The following is a 16,570-nucleotide window of genomic DNA, read 5'->3' as shown; positions in this document are numbered from 1 at the left end:
TTCTCGGTATTTTCCGGTAATTTTCCGTAATTCTCAGCGCCCGCGCGCACCGGCCATTTCGGCCTGCCCGAAAACAATTCCGTCGCCGAACCCGAGATTTCCGTATTCCTGTATTCGCGGTTCGACGGCGGTCGGTCCGGCCTGCCCGCATGCGCGTCAGGAGGCTTCGTCATGACCACGACGACCACACCGACCACACCGCCTACGCCGACCACACCGCCCACCCCCGAGAGCCTCGCTCCTCCGGGCCGGCGCCCCCGCCGGGAGCGCCGGGCCGCTGAGTTGGAGGCCCGCACCCGGCGCATCGCCGGCCGGCTCGCCGAGTTCAGCGCCTGCCCCGCCGAGCAGGTCCTCCATGACCTCCGCGGCACCCCGGCCGGCCTCACCCACCGCGAGGCGGCGGACCGCCGGGAGCGCAACGGTGCCAACGCCATCGCCCAGGAGCGTCCGCCGCGCTGGTACATGCAGCTCGCCAAGGCGTTCTGGAACCCGTTCATCCTGGTGCTCGTCGTCCTGGTCGCCGTGATGTACGGCCAGTGGCTTCAGGTCGCCGACACCGAGCCGTTCGACCCGAAGGTCGCCATCCTCGGCGCGATGGTGCTGATCAGCGCCGGACTGCGGTTCTGGCAGGAGCACCGCTCCGGCGCCGCGGCCGCCGCGCTGCGCGCCCTGGTCACCACGACCACCGCGGTGCAGCGCCGGGCGGGCCGCGGCCGGCTGCCCGCCGCGATCGAGGTCCCCATGGCCGACGTGGTCACCGGCGACCTCGTCAAGCTGGCCGCCGGCGACCTGGTCCCGGCCGATCTGCGGCTGCTCACCGCCAAGGACCTGATGGTCAGTCAGGCCGCGCTGTCCGGCGAGTCGCTGCCGGTCGCGAAGGCCGACGCCCGGCTGGCCACCGACCGCGGCCAGGACTCCACCCGCGACCCGGTCGAGGCCGACAACCTCGTCCTGACGGGCACCTCCGTCACCTCCGGCACCGCCACCGGGGTCGTCGTCGCCACCGGCGCGGACACCTACCTCGGCTCCATGGCCGGTTCGCTGGTCGGCGAGCGCCCGGAGACCAGCTTCGACATCGGCGTCAGGAAGGTCAGCTTCCTGCTGATCCGCTTCATGCTGGTGATGGTCCCGGTGGTGTTCCTCATCAACGGGCTCACCAAGGGCGACTGGGCGGAGGCGTTCACCTTCGCGGTGGCGGTCGCGGTCGGCCTCACCCCCGAGATGCTGCCGATGGTCGTCACCACCAACCTGGCGCGCGGCGCGGTCGCGCTGTCCCGCCGCAAGGTCGTCGTCAAGCACCTCAACGCCATCCAGAACCTCGGCGCCATGGACGTGCTGTGCACCGACAAGACCGGCACCCTCACCGAGGACCGGATCGTCCTGGACCGCTACCTCGACGTGCACGGCCGGTCCGACACCGAGGTCCTCGAACACGCCTACCTCAACAGCCACTTCCAGACCGGGTTGCGCAACCTGATGGACCAGGCCGTCATCGACCGGATGCACGAGGCCGAGGAGGTTGTCGTCGACGCCCGCTTCACGCTGGTCGACGAGATCCCCTTCGACTTCGCGCGCCGTCGGATGTCGGTCGTGCTGCGCCGCAACGACCTCGACGGCCCCGCCGCCGAACACCTCCTGATCACCAAGGGGGCGGTCGAGGAGGTCCTCGACCGATGCGACCGGGTCGTCCACGCCGGCGACACCGTCGAACTCACCGACGCGCTACGGGACACCGTGCTGCGCACCGCCGAGGACCACAGCCGGCAGGGCCTGCGGGTGCTGGCGGTGGCGACCCGCACCGTGCCCGTCACCGTGCCCGCCACCGTCCCCCACGGCACGGGAGGCGACCCCACCGGCTACACCGTCGCGGACGAGGCCGAGCTCACCCTGATCGGCTTCCTCTCCTTCCTCGACCCGCCGAAGCGGGACGCGGCCGAGGCGCTGCGGGCGCTCGCCGACAACGGCGTCGCGGTCAAGGTCGTCACCGGCGACGGCGAACTGGTCGCCGCCCGGGTCTGCGAGCAGGTCGGCATCGACCCCGGCACTCCCGTGACCGGCGCCGAGATCGACGCCCTCGACGACCTGGAACTGCTCGCCCGGGCCCGTACGGCAACGCTGTTCGCCAAGGTCAACCCGGTCCAGAAGGCCCGGATCGTGCGCGCCCTCCAGGCCGACGGACACACCGTCGGGTTCCTCGGTGACGGCATCAACGACGCCGCCGCGCTGCGCGACGCCGACGTCGGCATCTCCGTCGACACCGCCGTCGACATCGCCAAGGAGTCCGCCGACATCATCCTGCTGGAGAAGGACCTCACCGTCCTCGGCCAGGGCGTCCTGCGCGGCCGGCTGACCTTCGGCAACACCATCAAGTACCTGAAGCTGACCGCCTCGTCGAACTTCGGGAACGTCTTCTCGGTGCTCGCCGCCTCCGCGTTCATCCCGTTCCAGCCGATGCTGGCGCTCCAACTGCTGGTACAGAACCTCTGCTACGACATCTCCCAACTGGCCACGCCCTGGGACCGGATGGACGCCGCCTACCTGCGCACCCCGCGCAAGTGGGACGCCCGGGGCATCCGCCGCTTCATGCTCGTCCTCGGCCCGACCAGCTCCGTCTTCGACCTCACCACCTTCGCGCTGATGTGGTACGTCTTCGGCGCCGACAGCGAGGCCCACCAGGCGTTGTTCCAGTCCGGCTGGTTCGTCGAGGGCCTGCTGACCCAGACCCTGGTCGTCCACATGCTGCGGACCCGGCGGATCCCCTTCGTCCAGTCCCGGGCCACCTGGCCGGTGCTGCTGATGACCGTGCTGGTGATGGGCGTCGGCCTGTGGCTGCCGTTCTCGCCGCTGGCCGGGGCGCTGGGCATGCAGGCGCTGCCGTCGGCCTACTTCCCGTGGCTGGCCGCGACGTTGGCGGCGTACTGCCTGCTCACCCAGGGGGTGAAGCGGTGGTACATCCGCCGCTTCGACGAGTGGCTGTGAGCTGATCCGCGCCGGCGCCCCGTGCCCGCGGCACCCGGTCCTACGCGCCGGGTGCCGCGGTCACGGGGCCCTCGCCGTTCCCGGCCGGCCGGGCGTGCCGCAGCCCGCGCACCGCCCCCGACGCCAGCGGCAGCACCGCGGCGACCGCGGACACCACCCCGGCGACCGCCACCACCCGGAACCCGCCGTACGCCCGGGCCAGCGGCCCCACGCACAGCTGCCCCACCGGGATCGCCGCGTACGACAGCAGTTCGCTGGAGGCCGCGACCCGGGACAGCGCACGGGCCGGAACGTGTTCCTGGAGCGAGGTGTCCCAGGCGATGCCCGTCACACAGACCCCGAGTCCCGCGGCGAAACCGCCCGCGATCAACCACGGCGCGTCCCACCGCGCGCCGAGCACCAGCAGCGGCACCGCCCCCAACGCGCTCGCCGCCTGCCCCAGCGCCAGCAGTCGGCCGACCGCCAGCCGGTACAGCACCGCCCCGCTCACCAGCAGCCCGATGCCGCGGGCGCTGAGCACGAGCCCCCAGGCGGCCCGGCCGGCGGTCCGTTCGGTCAGTGCCGGGCCCAGGATCTGCCAGGTCCCGGTCTGCACCAGATTGATGACGAAGAACGACAGCGTCGCCGGCCCCGCCCACCGGACCCGCCGGAACTCCCGCCAGCCATCGCGGATCCCGGACCACAGGGCGACCGGCACCCGCGCGTGCCCACCCGCGCCGCCCGGCAGGCGGGCCAGGCATCCGGCGGCGACCGCGTAGCTCACCGCGTCGCAGGTGATCGCCGGTCCGCTGCCGACCGCCACCACCAGCAGTCCCGACAGGCTCGGCCCCAGCACCTTGGCGGCGTTCCGCACCGTGCTCAGCAGCGCATTGGCCGGCCGCAGCGCCGCGGTCCCGACCAGTTCCGGGACCAGACCGCGCAACGCCGGGCTGGTGAAGGCCGCGCACACCCCGCCCAGCACTTCCAGTCCGGCGACCGACGGCAGCGCGTAGTGCCCGGTCAGCAGCAGCCCGGCGACCGCGCCCTGGGCGGCCGCCGAGCCCAGGTTCGCGGCCACCAGCACCGTCCGGCGCCGGAACCGGTCCGCGGTCGCCCCGCCCACCAGCAGGAACGTCAGCAGCGGCAGCATCCGGGCGGCCAGTACGATCCCGAGGTCGCCGGGGCGGCCGCCCGAGCCGTCCAGCACCGCGAACGCCAGCGCCACCGGCGCCATCGCACTGCCCAGCAGCGACACCGCCTGACCGGCCAGGAACCAGCGGAAACCGGGGTGGGAGAGGGGCGGTGCGGGGTTCCGGGCGGGTGGTCCCGGCCGGGGAACGGGGGCGGAGGCGGGGGCGGAGTCCATGGGCGGGAGTCTGCGGGGCGCGACGCGGAAACCTATGCTTTCGGTCGGAGCCGAAAGGTCCGGCGACGGCCGGCCCGACCTGACGCGGCCCGGCGACGTCCGGCCCGCCGGCACTCGGCCCGGCCCGGCGACGACCGCGCACGGGCCGACCGGCGACGACCACATCCGGACGGCCCGGTGACGACCGCACACAGACGGTCCGGTGACGACCGCACACGCACGGCCCGGAGGGAGGTGGAACCGGATGGCGGTACTGCGCCTGACCCCCCTCGCCCTCTCCCGCTCCCGTTTCGCGCTGTCACCGCTGGCCGAAACCCTCGGCACGGTGATCGCGCTGGCGCGGCCCGGACCCGCCCCCTGGCACGCGGCCTGGCACGCCCGCCGACTCCCGGCCTTCACCGCCGCCCTGGACGTCGACCCGTTCGCCGCCGGCCTGATCGGACTGGTCAGTTCCACGACCTGGCTGCCCCGCTTCGTGGCGATTCCCCCGCCGGACGGCCTGCGCACCACCCTCGCCGGCGAGTTGGCTGCCGTCCGCGCCGTCCCCGACGCCGACTTCCGCGCCGAACTGGAGACGTCCCTGGCCCACCCGCACCCCCGGTACGCCGCCCGTCACCGCCGCCCTCACGACCTGCCCTGGCTCACCGGACAGGACTGGGCCGCCCGCACCGCCGACCTGCTGCACGCCCTGTGGACCGCGCACATCGCCCCGGACTGGCCGCGCCGCCGCACCCTCCTCGAACGCGACATCGCCCACCGGGCCGGACTGCTCGCCACCCGGGGCTGGCCCGGCGCCCTGGACCAGATGAGCCGTCACAGCACCTGGGTGGGCCCGGATGCCATCCGCTTCGGCCACCGCCCGGGCCCGGACCGCGTCATCGGCGACACCGGCATGCTCTTCGTGCCGGTGAGCCTGGCCACCGGCACCTGGCTCTGCGAGGGCCCGCCCGGCCACTACGCCCAGGTCTACCCGGCCCGCGGCGCCGCCGTCGCGACCCCCGCCGCGACCGCCTCTCCGACGACCGCCACCGGCCCCGGCCGCGCCCTGGAACGCCTCGTCGGCACCGGCCGCGCCGGCCTCCTGCACACCCTCCGGCAGCCCGCCACCAGCACCGAACTCGCCGCCCGGCTCCAGCAGTCCCTGGGCACCGTCGGCGGCCACCTGGCCGTCCTGCGGGACGCCGGGCTGGTCGTCGGGACGCGGGTCGGACGGCGGGTGGTGTACCGGCGCACCGAGCGCGGCGACCTGCTGATGGGCGACGGGGACGAGGAGGGGGACGCGTCGGCGAAGCGGTGATACGGGGCCGAAACGCACCGCCGCCGCGGAAAACGGGATGAGGGCGGCGGACCCGCCCGGTTAGCGTCCCCCCGTGACAACGGATCACCGTACGGAACTGACCCTCCGCGACATCCCGGACGCGGACCTCGACCAGGCGGTCGAGCTCACCGCCCTCTCCTTCCACCTGAAGTTCGACGGCAAGGGCCGCGCCCACCAGCGCGAGGTGCTGCGCCGCGCGGTCCGGATCGGCGCCTACGACGGCGGGACGCTGGCCGGTATGGCCGCCGCCCACCGCCTCCGGCTCGCCGTACCGGGCACCCAACTCCCCTGCGCGGCACTGGACTTCGTCTCCGTCGCGGCCACCCACCGGCGGCGCGGCGCCCTGACCGCGATGCTCGACGAGATGTGGCGGCGGTGCGCCGCCGAACGACTGCCGCTGGCCTGCCTCTGGGCCTCGGAGAGCGCGATCTACGGCCGGTTCGGCTTCGGCGCCGCCACCGAGGCGTACCGCCTGGAGATCGACTCCAGCCGTCCGCTGGCGCTCCGCATCACCCCCGACGGCCGCCCGCTGCGACTGCTCGACCCGGCCGAGGCGCCGGCCGTGCTAGGACCGTTCCACGAAACACAACTGTCCCTGAGCGCAGGGCAGTTCGGCCGTGAACCGGAGTGGTGGCGCACCCACGTGCTCGGCCTGGACGACTCCGAGGACGACGAGGACGACTACGGCCCACTGCGGGTGGTGGTGCTGGGCGCCGCCGGCGAGCCGCCCGGCGGCTACGCCCTCTACCGCACCCGCGGCGCCGACGACCACGGCCCCGGCGCGGTCGACGTCCAGGAACTGGCGGCCACCTCGGCCCCGGCCGCCGCCGCGCTGTGGACCTACCTCGCCGGCATCGACCTGACCACCACCGTCCACGCCCACGCCCGGCCCGTCGACGACCCCCTGCTGCTCTTCGTCGCCGACCGCGACCAGGTGCGGGTCACCCGCCAGGAACCCTGCCTGTGGCTGCGGCTGGTGGACATCGGCGCCGCCCTCACCGCCCGCTCCTGGGCCGCCCCGGTGGACCTCGTCCTCGACGTCCGGGACACCGTCCTGCCCGCCAACGACGGACGGTTCCGACTGACCGCCGGACGGCCCGGCACCGCCGCCACCTGGACGCCGACCACCGACACCGCCGATGTCGGGCTGGACGTACGGGAGTTGGCGGCCTGCTACCTGGGCGGGGTCCCGCTGCGCCGGCTCGTCCGGGCGGGGTTGGCCGACGAGCACACGCCGAGTGCGGTCCGCCGCCTGGACGCCGCCCTGGAGACCGAGCGGCTGCCGTTCACCGGGGAGGACTACTGAGAGGACTGCTGAGCCGTCCGCTGGGCCGGTCGCGCCGGTCGCAGCGCCGCCATCAGCAGCACGTCGTGCCGGGCCCCGTCCCAGTACAGCGCCTCGCGCAGCCGGCCCTCCACCGCGAAACCACACGCCTCGTAGGCGCGCCGGGCCCGCTCGTTGTAGGCGAAGACCTCCAGCTGGACGCGGTGCAGGCCCACCCGGTCGAAGGCGTACCCGAGCAGCAGCCGGATCGCCTCCGGGCCCAGGCCGCGGCCGGTGGCGGCGGAGGTCAGAGCGATCCGGAAGGTGCCGTGGTCGTTGTCCCGGTCGATCCGGTTCAGCGCCAGATCGCCGAGGTAACCGCCGGTGTTCCGGTCCTCGATGGCCAGATCCAGTCGGTCGGAGCGGCCCGTGCACTCGGCGATCCAGGCGCCGATCTCCGCCCGGGTCCAGTCGTGATGGGCACCGGTCAGCCGTCTGGTCTCCGGGTCCTGGAAGGTGGCGTGGAAGGCGTCCGCGTGCCGGTCGGACAGCGGGACCAGTCGGATCCGGTCGCCTTCGAGGACCGGCTTCTCGGAGAGGGCGGTGGCATCGATCATGGGGAGATGATTGCCGCGCCGCGGCCGGCGCGGCAACGGAATTGACCCGGCGCCGCCACTGTTGGAGCCGGTGGCACACGGGCGCCGTGGCCCGAAGGGCCGGGGAGGGGCGGGCGTGGAACTCCAACAGGTGCGCTGTTTCGTCGTGGTCGCGGAGGAAGGCCAGCTCGGGCGGGCCGCCGAGCGCCTGGGCCTGGTGCGGTCGGCCGTGGAGCAGCGGATCCGCCGGCTGGAACGCGACCTGCGGACCGCGCTGTTCGACCCCGCGCTGCCGCAGCCGCGACTGACCGCCGCCGGCGAACGGTTCCTCCCGGAGGCCCGGGTGCTGCTCGCCGCGGAGGAACGCGCCCGCGCCGTGCTCGCGCACCGCACCGCCGTCGCGGCGACCCCCGGTACCCCGGCCCGCACCCTGCGCCTGGGCACCAGCCCGGGCTTGGCCGGGCGCCTGGACCGGGTACTGGCCGCGCTCGCCCGGACCGCCCCGCAGCTCACCGTCGAACCGGTCACCGCACCGGCCCCGGAGCGGCCGGCCCTGGTCGGGTCCGGCGCCCTGGACGCCGCGTTCGTCCGCGGCCCGGCCCCCGGAGCCGCCCGGGACGGGCTCCGCCACGTCCCGCTCTGGCAGGACCCCCTGGTCGCGGCCGTCCCGGCCCGGCACCCGCTGGCCGCCTCCCCGGGCACCCTCAGCCTCGCCGAACTCGCCGACGTCCCCCTGGTCCTCACCGACCGCCGCGACAACCCGCCGCTGGTCGACCTGGTCGCCACCGCCTGCCACGACGCCGGTTTCACCCCCGTACCGGGCCCCTGGCACGGCTCGCTGGACGCCGCCCTCACCGCGATCGGCGCCTGCACCGCGGCCGCCGGGATGTGGACCGTCGTCTACGACACCTACGCCCGGCGGCTGCCCGCGCCCGGCGTGACGTACCTGCCGTTCCGCAACCCGGGCATGGAGCTGACCACCTCCCTCGTGGTCCGCCGCGCCGACCCGCCCGACGGCGTCGACCTGCTGCTGCGGGCCTGCGCGGCCGCGGGGGAGAGCGGCACGACGGCCGTCTGCCGCTGACCCACCCGGCACGTCCCCCCCCGCGGGCCCGGTGGCATCACGGCAGCAACCCCGCCACCACCGCACCGGGAATCACCCGCCCCCGACCCGCGCCGCACACCGATGCCTCCGCTTCCCCCCCCAACAGGGGGTGGTGAGACCTCCGCCCCCGCTTACACGATGGCCCCTGACATCGCAGCAACGAGGAGGACGGCAGACGACAGCGGACGGACGACGAACCTGGCAGCCGCGACCACGCACGCCCCGACGACGCACGCCCCGACCCCGCACCACGGGCGACGCACGACGCCCCTCCCGGCCGCCCACATGATCGTTTCCTGACGAAAAACCGCTGCTGGAACCCCTGCCAGCGGCCACAACTGCCAGACTCCGTTCCACCTTGCAGACGTGTTTGTCCCGGGTACATCGAGCACAGGAGAGAGCATGCGGACACCGATGACGATCGCGGACTTCCTGGACCGGGCGGAGTGGGGATTCCGCCACAGTCCAGGAGTGGTCGACGAACCGCATCAGCCCGCCCCGCCGGTGCCCGAGACGACCTACGGGCGGTTCGCCGAACGCATCCGCGCCTGGCAGGCGGGTCTGGACGCCCTCGGCGTCGGCGAGGGCGAGCGGGTGGCGGTGGTCAGCCACAACTCCGCACGCCTGCTGGAGCTGCTGTTCGCGGTACCGATGAGCGGCCGCGTCTGCGTCCCGGTGAACTTCCGGCTCAAGCCCGAAGAGGTCGCCTACCTCGTGGAGCAGAGCGGCTCCTCGGTCCTCCTCGTCGACCCGGAACTGGACGGGGCACTCTCCGACATCAAGGTGCGCCACCGCTTCGTCCTCGGTACGCAGACCGACACCGAACTGATGCGGTTCGGCGTGGAACCGCGCCCCTGGTCGCACCCAGACGAGGACGCCACCGCGACGATCAACTACACCTCGGGCACCACCGCCCGCCCCAAGGGCGTGCAGCTGACCCACCGCAATATCTGGGTGAACGGCATGACCTTCGGCCTGCACACCCGCGCCTGGGAACGCGACGTCTACCTGCACACGCTGCCGATGTTCCACTGCAACGGCTGGGGCATGCCGTACGTGATGGCCGGCCTGGGCGTGAAGCAGGTGGCGCTCCGCAAGGTCGACGGCACCGAGATCCTCCGCCGCGTCGAAGAACACGGCGTCACCCTCATGTGCGGTGCCCCGGCCGTCTGGAACATGGTGCTGGACGCGGCGGCGACCTGGACGGGCGAGATCCCCGGCCGGGACCGCGTACGGATCGTCTGCGCGGGCGCCCCGCCGCCCACCAGGACCATCCAGCGCGTGGAGGAGGAACTGGGCTGGGAGTTCATCCAGCTCTACGGCCTCACCGAGACCTCACCGCTGCTCACCTTCAACCGCACCCGCCCCGCCGACGCGGCCCTCCCCGCTGAGGAGCGGGCCCGCAAACTCTCCCGGGCGGGAGTGCCGGCACTCGGCGTCAAACTGAAGATCTCGGACGCCGGCGAGGTCCTGGCCCGCTCGAACACGGTGCTCGACGGGTACTGGAACAAGCCCGAAGAGACGGCGGAGGCACTGGAGGACGGCTGGTTCCACACCGGCGACGGCGGCACCTTCGACGAGTCCGACGGCCATCTGACGATCTCCGACCGGAAGAAGGACGTCATCATCACCGGCGGCGAGAACGTGTCGTCGATCGAGGTGGAGGACACCATCTTCAGCCACCCGGCCGTCGCCGAGGTCGCCGTCATCGGCGTACCGCACGAGAAGTGGGGCGAGACCATCAAGGCCCTGGTCGTCCTCGCCGAAGGCGCGACGGCCCAGGAGTCCGACATCATCGCCCACTGCAAGCAGCACCTGGCCGGCTACAAGGCCCCGACCTCGGTGGAGTTCCGGGACAGTATTCCGCGCACCGCCACCGGCAAGATCCAGAAGTTCAAACTGCGGCAGCCCTACTGGGCCGGGCTCGATCGAGGCGTCAACTGACGCTCCGTCGCCGAGCCGGGCGCTCTCCGCCCTAGTCAGCAGCGCGAGAGGCGAGCGGAACGCCCGCTGACGGGCAGTTCACCGCCGACGGCGGTGAACTGCCGACGAAGACCAGCGGTAGCCCGGGCCACGAGGACCCGGGCTGCGGCCGGCACTCCCTGAACGGCCGGGCTACCTGCGCGTGCTCCGCTTCCTGAACACGCGCCGCCCCTCGGTGCCTTCGTGCGGCACGAGGCGGCCGTCCGCGATCCGTACCGCGACGAGATCTGCATCCGTGCCGAGCGCTGCACTCGGCACGGGTACGCAACCGCCGCGATTCCGGGTGGTTCCCGCTGTTCCCGCTCAGTTGCGAGCGGTGCGGCGGCCCCGGCGGTAGAGCAGGATGCCCCCCATCAGCAGCCCGGCACTGGTCGCGATCGCCATGCCGGTTTCCGCACCACCGGTCTGTGCCAGCTGGGGGCGAACCGGAATGTGGCGGTGCTGCGGGTGCTGCGGGTGCTGCATGTGCTGCATGTGCTGCCGGTGCTCAGCGGCGGGGGCCGGAGCGGCCGGCGAATGGTGCTGAACCACGGGGGTTTCGCGGCGCAACTGGGGCTTGTGCTCCTTCATTTTGTGGTGGGGCCGCGCGTGGGATTTCGACACGTTGACGCAGCGGTTGCCGAAGGCGGGGTTGAGCGCTCCGACCACGTCCACCGTGTTGCCGCACGCATTGACCGGGATGTGAACGGGCACCTGGATCTGGTTACCGGAAATGACACCCGGAGATCCGGCAGCGGTGCCCCCCGCTCCGGCGTCGGCCGCGGACGCTCCCGCTCCTGCGAGCAGCAGGCCGCCCGTGGCAACCGAAGCGGCAATGACCTTTTTGATCACGTGACTCCTCCTTGACAGTGCGGTCACATCCGCGGACCGCACAACACACAACGACGCTGAACGCAGAAAGCTCCGAATGCACCATTTCGATCACTCTTTCAGCTTGATGTGTATGCCTACTCGGTGGAGAGAGGAGGTAGATACGTTTGTATGGCGATGCGCCTCACACGATGAGCGGGTCACGGGAAAATAGCCGGAGAAAGCCGGCTCGGTGCACCAATTGAACTCGCGAAAACCCGGAATCAGAAAATCCGAAAAGACGCGAGGATCGCGTCGTGAGGCGACCTGCACACGCCTCTGGTAGGGCGCCCCTGGACCGCCTGCGAATGCAGCAGGATCGGGGCGCCCTGACCAGAATCCGGCAATCAGCCGAGCAGCGGGAGTCGGCCCACATGCAGAGGACCGATATCGCTGGCGACCTTCAGGGGGTTGCCGAGGAATCCACCGACCCCCGGGTCGTTTCCGTCGGCGTGGGCGGGTACGGAGAGAACCCCGGTGAGAGCGAGGGCTCCCAGAAGGGTGGCAAGGGCACGGCGCATAGCGGCTCCTGCTCCATTTCGTCGTGTTGACGGGCAACTGGCACAGGCCACCCTGGCACCGGCGCTTCGCAGACTTCCCCGCCCACGCCAAGCGATCACCTGATCGCGCGATTGCGGTATGCGCGCACAAGGCGCGGAACGCCGGAGCGCCGCAATGTCGGAACGCCGGAACCCCGAAAAACAGCCGATGCCGCGGTTCGCAGAATTTGTCCAAGGGAATACGGCCGAATGGGTGGTATGCCTGCCGAGAATGCGCTCCGGATCCCGGCTGTTGACGTCACAAGTCCCATGCAGGGCAAGGGAATTCGCGAAAAATCCACGATTATACAATCCGGCGCGTCGTTCCGCGACTTGACGAACATTTCCTATTAGCCTCCCTGGCAGTACGAAGTCGTTAAATAACGACCTCAACCGTTCGATCCACCGGAGAAGAAATGCGCAAGCTTCACAAGGCTGCTGTCGTGGCTGCGGTCCTCGGCAGCGTGAGCATCCTCGGCGTCAGCACCGCCATGGCCGACGGCGGGGAGGGCGGCCGCGGCGGAAACCGCTTCGACATCAAGCAGAGCTCCTCGTGTAGGTCTCACGACAGCAACGTCGACGTCCTTGGCGAGGTCGGGATCGCCAACGGCCTCGGCGGCAACCTGCTCGGTGGCGAGGGTTCGCCGGGTGCGCAGTCCACCCACATGGGCTCGTCGATGGGCTGCAGCAACGGCGCATTCAGCAAGTAACCGGAACGGGAAGGGTCCCGGCGTCCACTCGACGAAGTGGATGCCGGGACTCTTTCATGTCTGCACCGGGAAATCGGGCCGGGGCCCCAACAGTCAGCAGCCCCAACGACGTTAGGCAGCAGAAGCCCTCTGCCCGCAGCCCTCACACTTGCCGCACGGTAGGCAGCGGAGAGCGCCCACCCGCGAAAGCGAGAGCGCTGACGTACGAAAGCGAGAGCGCCAACGGGCGAAGCCGAGAGCGCCAACGCACGAAAGCGGGGCCGGCCGCCGGTGGGCGAGCCGACCCCGTGGAGTCGTTACCGGGACAGGGCTACCCCTCCTCGGTCAACAAGCGTGTGGAACTCAGAAGTCGGCGTGCGGCCGCTTGAACCCCTTGGGCGGCGGAAAGTGGTTGGAGCAGTTCATGTGCGGGCCGATGTCCGTGGTCCCCCTGCTCAGCAGGCCGCTCTCCGGCCACACCACGCGCTGCCGGGCGGCGGTCGAACAGCGCTGCGTCTGCTTGATGATGATGCGATCGCCGTCCTTGGTGCGGTAGGCGGCCTCGTGCTTGTGGACGCAGAATCTGTCGCCAGCGACGCCGCGGCTGCAATGGCTCCCTCCTTCGGCGTGTGCCTGGGGGACGATGGCGCTGGCCGCGGTGAGGCCGCCCATCAGTGCCACGATGGCTGCGATCTTCTTCTGACTGAACATGTACTGCGTTCCTTTGTGATCGATGCCCGGGCGCGATGCACCGCGAACGGGCCCGCGCCCGAGCCCTGAGAATGCCGAAAAGGGTTCTGGTGCCCGGACCCGAAGGCCGGACACCAGAACCCCGCGGTTATTACTTACGAAGGGCGGCGGCGTTGTCGCAGCCCATGTGCGAGCCCTGGCGGGTTTCCTGGTTGCCGGGTGAGCCTTCGCCGTTGAGCGCATTGCCCAACACACCGTTCAGCAGCCCGACCTGGCCGAGGACGTCGACGTTCAGGTCATGGGACCGGCACATGGTGTGCTGCCCGATCTTCACGTCCTCGTGGCGCTTCTCGGAAGACTGCTGGACCGGTGCCTGCTGAACAGGCGCCTGGGGGGCGGCCTGCGGGGCCGGCGCCTGCTGGACCGGCGCCAGCTGAGCCGGTGCCTGCTGGACCGGCATCTGGGGGGCGGCCTGAGGGGCGGGCGCCTGCTGAACGGGCGCCGGCGGAGCGGCCTGAGGGGCGGGCGCCTGCTGAACGGCCGCCGGCGGAGCGGCCTGAGGAGCAGGAGCCTGCGGAGCGGCCTGGGGGGCGGCCTGCGGAGCGGCCTCCTGGCCGCCGCGCTCACCGCCGGACGAAGAGGCCCCGGCGGCCGAGACGGCCCAGGCGGTGGCCTGCGGGCCGCCGGACCCGTCAGCGAAGCTGATTCCGGCCCCGGCGGTGGAGAGGCAGCCGACTGCTGCGACGACGATGGCAACTCGTTGAAGTGTGCGCATGGAACCTTTGATCCTTGATTGCGTGGACGGGGAAGATGCCGCGACTACTAAGTGTGAGGATATGCACACTCAACGTAATCAAGCGCGCATTTCGCCCTCTACACTTTTCGTGTCGTTCTCGCAAGAGGAGGCCCTCTCCTCTACGTCCGTGACGGGGTGCTAGCGGTGCGCTCCGGCGCCCCGGGCAATGGGTGACGAACTCTCATGGACCGCTCCGGACATTCGCCCGAAGGTTCTCAACAAGCCAATGCAGCAAGCCACTTGAGATCGATAGAGCACAACGAAGGCATGTCCGGTGGGCAGTGAAGCGGCCTGGTTGACGTTGCTGCCGCACGCCTCTCCGTCCTCTCCGGGGAAAGAACGAGGCGGGCCCCCGGCAGGGGTACGGGGGGCGGCCGATAGTCACCCGTTTGCCATTACTGTCGGCGCCGCCGACGAATTCGGGGAGGTCGCTCGCCGGGTCGGCGTCAATGCGATGCGGGCGGCGTTCCTGTCGACCCGGTCGGTCTTCCCTGGTGTGACTATCAGGGTTCCCTTAAGGCGGATGGGAACGGCAACGACATGGCGAACTCGGGCTCCTTCGCACGCCTTTCCTCGCCTTCCGACACAAGACGCGCAACGGAGTGGAACCCCCAGATTGGCTACTGCTAGTGTGCGCGCAGTCACAGCCAGCAATTAGGGCTCAAGTTGAGGTACGAAGGGTCGAGGGTTCCATGCGTAAGTTCCAGCAGGTCATGATCGTCGCCGCGGCGGCCGGCGGTCTGTCCGCCGTCGGCGCCGGTGTCGGTACCGCCTACGCTCACGATGGCGGCAGGCTGCACAAGAACGAACTCTTCCGCCCGTACCAGGAGTGCAGCCCGCAGACATTTGCCGAGGCCAACCTCCCGATCGGCGTGCTCGCCGTTCCCGAGACCTGGGGCACCACCTGCGGCCAGTTCAATCACGCCTTCGCAAGGTAAGGCCAGGCCGGCCGGGCAACCATATTCGACATCGATCGCGGGCCCTTCGGGAATGTCCTCCCGAAGGGCCCGTTTGTTTGTGTCTGAACAATTGGGTCGCCCCTGTGCGGCCGAATGGGTGGTTCGCCCTGAAGTGCTTGAGCCTCTCTCGGCCCGTTGAATGCCCAACTGACCAGGAACTTGCCATCGTTACAAGGGTCAAGTCCGTTCGTGAACGTCTAACATCCGGCGCGTCTCCCAGCAACCGCGAATCTTTCGTATTAACTATCCAGCAACTGCACGAAATCGATCGGTATTCGATCGCTTCCGCTCACATGGAGAAGAAATGCGCAAGCTTCACAAGGTTGCTGTCGTGGCCGTCGCTCTGGGCAGCGTTGGCTTCTTCGGTGCTGGCACCTCGTACGCCCTTGGTGGGGCGGGAGGCTTCGGCGCCGGCCAGGGCTCCCAGTGCCGTTCACACGACCTGAACGTCGACGTCCTCGGCGAGGTCGGCATCCTCAACGGCCTGGCGAGCAACCTGATCAACGGAGAGGGTTCGGCGGGCGCGCAGGCCACCCCGATCGGTTCGGGTATCGGTTGCAACAACTCCATCGGCAAGTAGCTGGGTGGGGTTCTGGTGTCCGGCCTTCGGGTCCGGGCACCAGAACCCTTTTCGGCATTCTCAGGGCTCGGGCGCGGGCCCGTTCGCGGTGTATCGCGCCGGGGCATCGATCACAAAGGAATGCAGTACATGTTCAGTCGGAAGAAGATCGCAGCCATCGTGGCACTGATGGGTGGCCTCACCGCGGCCGGCGTCATTGCCCCCCAAGCACACGCCGCCGACACCACGGGACTGTGCACCCGCGACATCCAGGGAAATGTCACCTGCCTCCAGAGAACCACCGGGGCTAACGAAGACGGCAGGTACACCCTCGACCAGACGCAGAGCTGCGTGCCGACAACGCCGGTGACGATTCCGGCGCACGGACTGCTCAATCCGGGAACCACTCAGGTCGGGCCCTCAATTACCTGCAACAACAAGGCATCGGTGCCCGCCGGCGACCAGATGGCTCCCATGGATTGAGCCTCAGCGGGGAACTGTGGCGGGAGCCGTCCGCAATCACAGCAAGGACGGGACTCCGAAACGGTGCGCAGAGCGGCCGCAGAAGAGCCGATCGGCTACGACCGGGGCGTCGCACCGCCGTTGAGCGGAAAAGCGCCCGCGCCGAACCGACCGCACCGCCATCTCCTTCCCCCATCCGTCTGAACAAGGGGTGAGGGCTCAGATCGCCTCACCGAACGGTGAATGGCCGGACCGAGTGGAATCGGTCCGGCCATTCGTCATGCGCTGTTCGCTGTTTGTCGTTCGCCATACGTTGCCTGCACGCTCGTACAACCAATGAGTCCCGGGGCCCGGGCGAAGGGGGGGGGGCGGGGCCCCGGGCGGCGGCCGGCGCCGGCGCCGCCCCGCCGCCGCCCCCCCCCGCCCCCCCCCCCCCC

14 protein-coding genes and 1 pseudogene are annotated in these 16,570 nt (G+C 70.8%); 9 read left to right on the top strand and 6 right to left on the bottom strand.

Annotated elements, in window-relative coordinates; genetic code table 11:
* The first annotated feature begins 171 nt into the window (after window positions 1–171).
* On the top strand, window positions 172–2,979 hold the full coding sequence (mgtA, locus tag ACFVT2_RS29785; RefSeq protein ID WP_390022790.1) for a magnesium-translocating P-type ATPase: 2,808 nt from the start codon (window positions 172–174) through the stop codon (window positions 2,977–2,979).
* Window positions 2,980–3,019: 40 nt separating this feature from the next.
* Here the strand turns inward: mgtA and ACFVT2_RS29780 are convergent, their stop codons facing one another.
* A complete protein-coding gene (locus ACFVT2_RS29780; protein WP_390022789.1) occupies window positions 3,020–4,324 on the bottom strand; it encodes an MFS transporter in 1,305 nt (434 codons plus the stop codon).
* Between the two features lie 244 nt (window positions 4,325–4,568).
* On the opposite strand from ACFVT2_RS29780, the gene ACFVT2_RS29775 reads away from it, so the two are divergent.
* Together ACFVT2_RS29775 and ACFVT2_RS29770 are read left to right on the top strand one after the other, a co-directional pair.
* The gene (locus ACFVT2_RS29775; protein WP_390022787.1) at window positions 4,569–5,621 is read left to right on the top strand and encodes a helix-turn-helix domain-containing protein; all 1,053 of its coding nucleotides are present in this window, start codon (window positions 4,569–4,571) and stop codon (window positions 5,619–5,621) included.
* Window positions 5,622–5,694: 73 nt separating this feature from the next.
* A complete protein-coding gene (locus tag ACFVT2_RS29770) occupies window positions 5,695–6,948 on the top strand; it encodes a GNAT family N-acetyltransferase (protein WP_390022785.1) in 1,254 nt (417 codons plus the stop codon).
* Here ACFVT2_RS29770 and ACFVT2_RS29765 read toward each other — a convergent pair.
* On the bottom strand, window positions 6,942–7,523 hold the full coding sequence (locus ACFVT2_RS29765; RefSeq protein WP_390022784.1) for a GNAT family N-acetyltransferase: 582 nt from the start codon (window positions 7,521–7,523) through the stop codon (window positions 6,942–6,944). The two genes, ACFVT2_RS29770 and ACFVT2_RS29765, sit on opposite strands and share 7 nt — an antisense overlap.
* A 115-nt stretch (window positions 7,524–7,638) precedes the next feature.
* Between ACFVT2_RS29765 and ACFVT2_RS29760 the strand changes: the two genes are divergently transcribed.
* Both ACFVT2_RS29760 and ACFVT2_RS29755 read left to right on the top strand, forming a co-directional pair.
* Window positions 7,639–8,586: a LysR substrate-binding domain-containing protein gene (locus tag ACFVT2_RS29760; RefSeq protein WP_390022782.1), complete on the top strand. Its 948-nt coding sequence runs from the start codon at window positions 7,639–7,641 to the stop codon at window positions 8,584–8,586.
* A gap of 423 nt (window positions 8,587–9,009) precedes the next feature.
* A complete protein-coding gene (locus ACFVT2_RS29755; protein ID WP_390022781.1) occupies window positions 9,010–10,551 on the top strand; it encodes an AMP-binding protein in 1,542 nt (513 codons plus the stop codon).
* 642 nt (window positions 10,552–11,193) lie between these two features.
* On the opposite strand, the pseudogene ACFVT2_RS29750 reads toward ACFVT2_RS29755, so the two are convergent.
* Together ACFVT2_RS29750 and ACFVT2_RS29745 are read right to left on the bottom strand one after the other, a co-directional pair.
* Window positions 11,194–11,421, bottom strand: a pseudogene (locus ACFVT2_RS29750) (chaplin); the annotation flags it as partial.
* A 365-nt stretch (window positions 11,422–11,786) separates the two neighbouring features.
* Complete coding sequence (locus ACFVT2_RS29745; protein WP_390022779.1) at window positions 11,787–11,960, bottom strand: hypothetical protein; 174 nt, start codon at window positions 11,958–11,960, stop codon at window positions 11,787–11,789.
* A 434-nt stretch (window positions 11,961–12,394) separates the two neighbouring features.
* On the opposite strand from ACFVT2_RS29745, the gene ACFVT2_RS29740 reads away from it, so the two are divergent.
* Window positions 12,395–12,688, top strand: coding sequence for a hypothetical protein (locus ACFVT2_RS29740; RefSeq protein WP_390022778.1), 294 nt, complete (start codon window positions 12,395–12,397; stop codon window positions 12,686–12,688).
* A gap of 342 nt (window positions 12,689–13,030) precedes the next feature.
* Here the strand turns inward: ACFVT2_RS29740 and ACFVT2_RS29735 are convergent, their stop codons facing one another.
* Together ACFVT2_RS29735 and ACFVT2_RS29730 are read right to left on the bottom strand one after the other, a co-directional pair.
* Window positions 13,031–13,378 carry a hypothetical protein gene (locus ACFVT2_RS29735; RefSeq protein ID WP_390022777.1) on the bottom strand — a complete coding sequence of 116 codons (348 nt, stop codon included), beginning with the start codon at window positions 13,376–13,378 and terminating at the stop codon, window positions 13,031–13,033.
* A gap of 130 nt (window positions 13,379–13,508) precedes the next feature.
* Window positions 13,509–14,132 (bottom strand): hypothetical protein, encoded by a 624-nt coding sequence (locus ACFVT2_RS29730; RefSeq protein WP_390022871.1) that lies wholly within the window; start codon window positions 14,130–14,132, stop codon window positions 13,509–13,511.
* 713 nt (window positions 14,133–14,845) lie between these two features.
* Between ACFVT2_RS29730 and ACFVT2_RS29725 the strand changes: the two genes are divergently transcribed.
* The 3 genes from ACFVT2_RS29725 (at window position 14,846) to ACFVT2_RS29715 (ending at window position 16,154) form a co-directional block, all read left to right on the top strand.
* Window positions 14,846–15,091: a hypothetical protein gene (locus ACFVT2_RS29725; RefSeq protein WP_390022776.1), complete on the top strand. Its 246-nt coding sequence runs from the start codon at window positions 14,846–14,848 to the stop codon at window positions 15,089–15,091.
* 325 nt (window positions 15,092–15,416) lie between these two features.
* Window positions 15,417–15,692: a hypothetical protein gene (locus ACFVT2_RS29720; RefSeq protein ID WP_390022774.1), complete on the top strand. Its 276-nt coding sequence runs from the start codon at window positions 15,417–15,419 to the stop codon at window positions 15,690–15,692.
* A 129-nt stretch (window positions 15,693–15,821) separates the two neighbouring features.
* On the top strand, window positions 15,822–16,154 hold the full coding sequence (locus ACFVT2_RS29715) for a hypothetical protein (protein WP_390022772.1): 333 nt from the start codon (window positions 15,822–15,824) through the stop codon (window positions 16,152–16,154).
* Window positions 16,155–16,570: the final 416 nt, after the last annotated feature.

Origin of the sequence: Streptomyces sp. NPDC058000 (genome assembly GCF_042886435.1) — a bacterium.
Lineage (GTDB): Bacteria > Actinomycetota > Actinomycetes > Streptomycetales > Streptomycetaceae > Streptomyces.
This window is presented reverse-complemented; position numbering and strand designations above follow the sequence as displayed.